Annotated in this window: 6 protein-coding genes; 5 read left to right on the top strand and 1 reads right to left on the bottom strand. The window is 59.1% G+C overall.

What is annotated here, in order from left to right:
• On the top strand, nt 1-421 hold a 421-nt coding region (locus tag BMY25_RS20190), incomplete at its 5' end, for a transposase (protein WP_238858449.1).
• A 194-nt stretch (nt 422-615) separates the two neighbouring features.
• Here the strand turns inward: BMY25_RS20190 and BMY25_RS20185 are convergent.
• The gene (locus BMY25_RS20185) at nt 616-1305 is read right to left on the bottom strand and encodes a FadR/GntR family transcriptional regulator (protein ID WP_092500058.1); all 690 of its coding nucleotides are present in this window, start codon (nt 1303-1305) and stop codon (nt 616-618) included.
• A 292-nt stretch (nt 1306-1597) separates the two neighbouring features.
• On the opposite strand from BMY25_RS20185, the gene BMY25_RS20180 reads away from it, so the two are divergent.
• From BMY25_RS20180 to BMY25_RS20165, 4 genes are all read left to right on the top strand, one after another.
• Nucleotides 1598-2911, top strand: a complete 1314-nt coding sequence (locus BMY25_RS20180) for an alpha-L-fucosidase (RefSeq protein ID WP_092500055.1) — start codon at nt 1598-1600, stop codon at nt 2909-2911.
• 69 nt (nt 2912-2980) lie between these two features.
• Nucleotides 2981-4183, top strand: a complete 1203-nt coding sequence (locus BMY25_RS20175) for an ABC transporter substrate-binding protein (protein ID WP_092500053.1) — start codon at nt 2981-2983, stop codon at nt 4181-4183.
• Between the two features lie 62 nt (nt 4184-4245).
• Nucleotides 4246-5172, top strand: a complete 927-nt coding sequence (locus BMY25_RS20170) for a carbohydrate ABC transporter permease (RefSeq protein ID WP_092500051.1) — start codon at nt 4246-4248, stop codon at nt 5170-5172.
• Nucleotides 5162-6043 carry an ABC transporter permease subunit gene (locus BMY25_RS20165; protein ID WP_092500049.1) on the top strand — a complete coding sequence of 294 codons (882 nt, stop codon included), beginning with the start codon at nt 5162-5164 and terminating at the stop codon, nt 6041-6043. Before BMY25_RS20170 ends, BMY25_RS20165 begins: the two co-directional genes overlap by 11 nt.
• Nucleotides 6044-6153 lie beyond the last annotated feature (110 nt).

Raw genomic sequence — 6153 nt, 5'->3', positions numbered from 1 at the left:
GCAGGATCCCGATGATCTGCTCTTCCGTGAATCTCGCTCGCTTCATTCCGTCCGTCCGTCCTTTCAAGGGCCGGACTCTAACGCCGCGTGGAGGATATTCTTAGGGGCAGGTCACGAAGCATGTGATCTGAAGGCGAGGTGCACGCCGCGCGAGCCAGCCCGCAAGATCCCACGCTCGATCCACGAGGGCGCCCGCAACATGGCGCGAGACATCATGAAAATCGAGGAAGGGCAAACCTCCAAACGGCAGAGGAAGAAGGTCGAAATGCTGTTTGCGCATCTCAACCGGATCCTGAAGCTGGATCGGCTGCGGCTACGAGGTCCGAATGGCGCACGCGACGAGTTCCATCTCGCAGCGACAGCTCAGAACCTTCGCAAGATGGTCAAGCTCATCCCGATGCTAGGGTTGAAGCCAGCCTGAACCGAAAAAGACGACCCGCTTTCAGTCCGCCCCAGAAATCAACGGGAATCGCCTGTACAACCGCGACCTCTTCAACGGCATCGGCGCGAAGCGGACGTTTGTGGCTTACATGTATACAGCGCGCGCCTCAGTGTACTTGAACGACACTGAAGGCCGGATACGTAGCCCGCGTGCCCTGCGCTGAATGGCAATGCTCATTCCCATGCTTCCGACATCTGACCATGAACGTAAGACAGGTGCTCATGCATAGACATCCGAGCCAGGGCAGGATCTCGGTTGCACACGGCCTCAACAAGCTTCGTGTGCTGCCGCAGGATCGTTTTCAGCACGACTGCCAGACTCCCCATATGCTGATGAAACCGCCCGCTGAGCTCTTCCTCGCGTTCGTCCCACAGCCGATGCACGATCTCGTTGAGAGGCTGGTTCCCGCAGTGCTCAGCCAGATTGAGGTGCAGCTTGCGGTCACTTTCTTGGGACCAACGACCTCGACCTGTTTCTTCCTTCATGTCGGAAAGAACTGATTTCAACGCAACAAACCCTTGCCCCGTCATATTGAGGGCAGCAAGGGCGGCTACTTCGGGTTCGACCACCATTCGCGCCTGCATGATCTCTAGGGGCGAGTGGTCCGATGCCGGCAGCTTGGACATCTCTCGCCTTTCACGCACAAAGGCGCCGACGCCAACGCGCACTTCGATAAGGCCTGCGATCTCCAGGGCGATGATGGCTTCCCGGACAGTGGGACGGCTTACACCAAGCTTTTGAGCCAGTTCGCGCTCGGAGGGGAGCTGCTGGCCGGGCTTGAACTCTCCTCGCCCGATCAGGTCAGTGATCTGGTCGGCAATCTGGACGTATAGCTTTCGATTAGAAACCGTTTGGAAAGGCATGCGGTTTTCCGAGCTCGCAATTCTGACTGGTCAGGCCACTTGACAGACAGACAAACAGGCCGATAGCGTCGAGGCAACATAAAAATAACCGACGTACATCCGTCGGATCAGGGGTGGATCATTATGGCAGCTCACCGAGCCCAAACTGCGTCATCGAGTCGGCCACATGTGCCTCGGCCCCCGCTGTGCCGAGCCTCTCTCGTCTGACCAGCCCCCGAACTCTACGCCTGCGAACCCGGCCGGCGCTTACCCGATTTCAACTGCCCTCCCCTTCGTTCCCGGAGCCTCGACCATGAATACGATCACCCCTGGCCTTGCGGCGTTGCCGGCCGAAAAGAAGCAATGGTTCGTCGAGGATCGGTTTGGGATGTTCATCCATTGGGGGCTCTACTCCCTGCCCGCCAGACATGAATGGGTGAAGAACAGAGAAGAGATCTCGACCGAAGACTACCAAAAGTACTTCGATCACTTCGATCCCGATCTCTACGATCCGGCCGAATGGGCGAAGATGGCCCGTGCGGCAGGCATGAAGTACGTCGTCCTGACCACCAAGCACCATGAAGGCTTCTGCCTCTGGGATTCTGCGGTGACCGACTACAAGGTCACGGAGACGCCTTACGGCAAAGATCTGCTAGGGCCCTTTGTCGAAGCGTTCCGGGCGGAAGGTCTCAAGGTCGGCTTTTACTATTCACTGATCGATTGGCACCATCCGGATTTCCCGGTCGACCCCTTCCATCCACAGCGCAACGACCCCGAAGCGGCCCGGATGAACGAAGGCCGCGATATCAGCCGTTATGCCAGCTACATGCGAGATCAGGTGCGGGAATTGCTGACCGGCTTCGGCAAGATCGACGTCATCTGGTTCGACTTCAGCTATCCCAATCGTCTCCACAATGAACTGCCGGGCAAAGGTCACAAAGACTGGCAAAGCGAAGAACTCGTTAAGCTCGTGCGCGATTTGCAGCCCGAGATCATCATCAACAACCGGCTCGACCTGGTGGATCTTCCGGCTGACGTGACGACCCCGGAGCAGTACGTTCCGCGCGAATGGCCGAAGGTGAAGGGCGAAAATGTCACGTGGGAAGCCTGCCACACCTTGAGCGGGTCCTGGGGCTATCACCGCGACGAGGACACCTGGAAAAGCCCCGACCAGCTTATCCGGCTCCTTGTCGACACGGTTTCCATGGGCGGCAATTTGCTCATGAATGTCGGCCCCACCGGCCGTGGTCTTCTCGACGACCGCGCCGTCTCAGCGCTCGACGTCTACGGGAAATGGATGAAGTTGAACGGCCGCAGCATCTACGGATGTACGCAGTCGAGCCTGGAGGCGCCTCAGGATTGCCGTCTCACCCAGAGGGGCAACCGTCTCTACGTTCACCTTTTCAGCTGGCCCTTCCGCCACCTCCATCTCGACGGGCTCGCCGGCAAGGTGCGGTATGCGCAGTTCCTGCACGATGCAAGCGAGGTCCTGATCGTTCCCGCAGACGAGGAGGATCCCTGGAACCCAACGCAGGTGAAGGTCGCCCCGACCTCCGTCACGCTGGAACTGCCAGTGCGCAAGCCTGACGTCCTCGTTCCCGTGATCGAGCTCTTCCTGGAGGATTGAGCGTCCTCGCATCACCGCACCAAGTCTTCCGGCCCACGGGCCGGGAGCAAAAACAAGGGAGGTTCGATCATGAAGAAGATGATAGCGGCATTCGGCGCATTCCTGCTTTCGAGCGCCAGCCTTGCCCATGCCGAAACCACATTGACTTGGCTCATGTGGGGCAACACCGATGCCGAGACGGCCGTTTGGCAGCACCTCGCGGACATGGTGCACGAGAAACATCCCGATATTGTCGTCAAAGTACAAACGGCGGCATGGCTCGATTATTGGACCAAGCTGCCTACGCTGGCCGCAGGGAACCAACTGCCGGACATCGTGGGGCTCCAGAGCCTGCGGACGACGGAGCTTTCCAGTATTCTCGAACCTCTTGACGCTTATGTCGCGAAGGCCAAGTTCGCGGTCGTAGATTTCCAGCCCTCCATCATCGACGGACTGAAGACAGAAGGGGCGCTCTACGCTCTGCCCTACGATCTCGGTCCGTGGCTGCTGTTCTACAACAAGGACATGTTTCAGAAGAAAGATGTTCCGCTGCCGAAACCCGGCTGGACCAAGGCCGAGTTCCTCGACGCCGCCCAAAAGCTGACGGCGAACGGCAATTACGGCTTCGCGACGACTTCGAACGAGTGGCTGCCGTTCATGCTCTCGGCTGGCGCGAACTACATCAAGGACGATGCCTTCGATCTGACCAACGACAAGCTGGTGAATGCCTTTCAGGCCTATGCCGATCTCGCGGCCAAGGACAAGATCGCCCCTCAGATTCCCGCCAGCGGCACGGCTTCCGGGATCGTGGCGGTCGGACGCTTCACCAGTGGCAGCCTTGGCATGATGGTGGACGGGCCTTGGGATCTCGTGAACGTGAAAGGGACCGCCAAGTTCAACATCGGCTTTGCCACCATTCCAGCCGATACTGCGGGAAGCGTCACTCAGGTCGCCGGCTCCGGTTTCGCGATCACTCAGACGAGTAAGCACAAGGATGACGCCTGGATCGCGATCCAGGAGATGACCAGTCCGGAAGCCGAGCGATATCTGGTGTCCCAGAACCGCGCATTCCCCGCCAGGACCGCCCAGCAAGGCGACTGGTACTCAAAAACCGGCGCGGGCGTCGAAAACGCACGCGAGGCGATGGAATATTCGCTCCAGCACAGTGTGCCCTACGGGGTCGCTCCGAATATCAGCACCTTCAATGCGCTGTGCGAGCAGTATTTTCCGCTCGCTTTCAGTGGCTCGCAATCCGCATCCGATGTGCTTTCCAGCATCCAGGGACAGCTATGACAAGCAGGGAGAGACGGATCCTAACCGCCTCTCCCTGCCTTCATGATCAATCGGAGAGTTGCATGAGCGAAGCAGCCGCATGGCAGTGGGGTCGGCCCGGCGCAGCATCGAAACCCAGAGAACGATCGGAGACGGGAACGGCATTTCTGTTCCTGCTGCCGAGCCTTCTTGGTTTGATCGTTTTTCTGATCCTGCCGCTTCTTGCTTCCCTCGTCCTCAGCTTCACAAACTGGCAGATGCTGGGCAAGGCCAGGTTCATTGGGATCAGCAACTACGTTAATCTTCTGACACGGGATCCGACCTTCTATCATGTTCTCTGGAATACGCTTCTTTTTACCGTTGAGTACGTCATCCTGAACATCGCCCTGTCGCTCGCGGTGGCCGTCTGGATCTCCAGCCTGCGATGGGGCAAGAACCTCTTTCGCCTGATCTTCTTCCTCCCGACCTTCACGCCGCTCGTCGGCTTGGCGATTGTCTGGCTTCTGATCTTCACTCCGGGCGGGATGATGGACTGGATTGCCGGTGCGCTGCACCTGCCAATCCCGAACTTGTTGACCAATCCCAACTGGGCCTTGCAGGCGGTGGTTCTGGTCTCCCTGTGGTCGGGTTTCGGCTACAATCTTCTTCTGTTCAGCGCGAGCCTCGACACCGTGCCCCCCTCCTACCTTGAAGCCGCGCAACTGGACGGCGCAGGAGCATGGCGCCGTTTCTGGTCGATCAAGCTGCCGCTGATTTCGCCGACCCTCTTCTTCGGTACCGTCATGACGGCGATCACCTCGCTGCAGATCTTTGATCAGGTCTATGCATTGACCCGCGGGGGACCTGGCGTAGCAACCGCGACACTAGGCTTCTCGATCTATCGGCAGGGTTTCGGCGCGTACCACATGGGTTACGCCGCCGCGATCTCCTGGGTTTTGTTTCTGATCATTATGGGACTGACGGCCCTGCAATTCCGGCTCCAGCGGAGATGGGTCCACTATGACGCTTGATGCCACCCAAGCTGCTGCCCGAGCCCCTCGCTCAGTAGAGCCCGGTGGGTGGGGAGCTAAGGACATCGGCTCCTTGGCCGCGATTATTGTCGTTGCGACGGCCTTCCTGTTTCCCTTTTTCTGGATGGTGAGCAACGCGATACGCACGAACGACGAAGTTCTCGCCGTGCCGCCTCGACTGCTGCCGAGCCAAGCACATTGGGAGAATTTCGTTCAGGCGTGGCTCTACCTGCCATTTGGACGGTTCTTCCTGAACTCGGCTATCGTGGCTGCGGCGGTGACCCTGATTGTCTTGGTTGTCTCGAGCATGGCCGGGTACGCCTTCGCGCGTCTTCGTTTCCCGTTCCGGGGCTCCCTCTTCGCGATCTACATGGGAACTTTAATGGTTCCCCAAGCCGTGCTGGTCATTCCGCTTTTCCTGATGATGAGCCGTATTGGCTGGGTGAACACCTATCAGGGGCTGATCCTGCCAATGGCATTCGGCTCCTTCGGCACGTTTCTGCTCCGTCAGTTCTTTCTGCAGGTGCCGCGCGAGCTGGAAGAAGCGGCGCTTATCGACGGCGCCTCCCGCGTGAGGATACTGGTCAGCATCATGCTGCCCCTGGCCGGACCCGCGCTGGGCTTGCTGGCGCTCTTCACGTTCACCGCGCAGTGGAACAACTTCCTTTGGGCGCTGATCATCACCAACGGCAACGATCACGCGACCTTGCCGCTCGGCCTGACCTTGTTCCAGGGGCAACAGGGTTCGCAATGGAACTTCCTGATGGCGGGAACCACGATTTCCGTTCTTCCCGGCCTCGTCCTGACGATTCTGCTGCAACGCTACATTTTCCGCGGGCTCTCGCTTACCTCGGGCTTCGGTGGAAAATGACGAAGACAGGCTGGAGCGCCAATCATCCGAAGGAGAACACCATGGGCACTCTCAGCGGCAAGGTTGCGCTGATCACGGCGGCGGCGCAGGGGATCGGGCGTTCGACGGCC

The sequence above is a fragment of the Faunimonas pinastri genome, assembly GCF_900110915.1.
Classification (GTDB): domain Bacteria; phylum Pseudomonadota; class Alphaproteobacteria; order Rhizobiales; family Afifellaceae; genus Faunimonas; species Faunimonas pinastri.
The sequence above is the reverse complement of the archived record's forward strand: the minus strand, read 5'-3'. Positions and strand labels throughout refer to the sequence as shown.